The organism is Flavobacterium sp. ACAM 123 (genome assembly GCF_000264055.1).
GTDB lineage: Bacteria > Bacteroidota > Bacteroidia > Flavobacteriales > Flavobacteriaceae > Flavobacterium.
This window is the reverse complement of the sequence record NZ_AJXL01000257.1, coordinates 1-378: the sequence shown is the minus strand read 5'-3', so window position 1 is coordinate 378 and position 378 is coordinate 1. Positions and strand designations below refer to the sequence as shown.

The window sequence follows — 378 nt, the reverse complement described above, 5'->3', positions numbered from 1 at the left end:
GGAGGAAGAGAGATTGATCGGAGCGAGTATGCCAGTGCCGTTGAGGAAAATAACAAACGCTATCGGGAGAACCCACAATTATACCGCACACGGCAGGAGATCAACGAACATATATTTGGTACGATCAAGAGACAATGGGGCTACAATCACACCAATTTAACGGGCCTCGAAAAAGTAAATGGTGAACACAGCTTAATCATGCTCGTGTACAACATAAAACGCACGATAAATATACTGGGCGTACCGGATTTAATTGACAAACTCAAGAACTGGAAGTCACCTTACAAAACCAAAGGTGTTTTTGTTTTAAAAAGTGTGTATTTAAGGCTTTTTAACGACTTATTCGGATTGGACTTAGCAGTTGCTGCTTAAAAACAA

Annotated in this window: 1 protein-coding gene; it reads left to right on the top strand. The window is 40.7% G+C overall.

Annotated features, from left to right (window positions below; translation table 11 throughout):
• The coding region (locus A3SG_RS20560) for a transposase (protein WP_035664895.1) at positions 1-372 on the top strand (372 nt) is incomplete at its 5' end.
• Between the last annotated feature and the right edge of the window lie 6 nt (positions 373-378).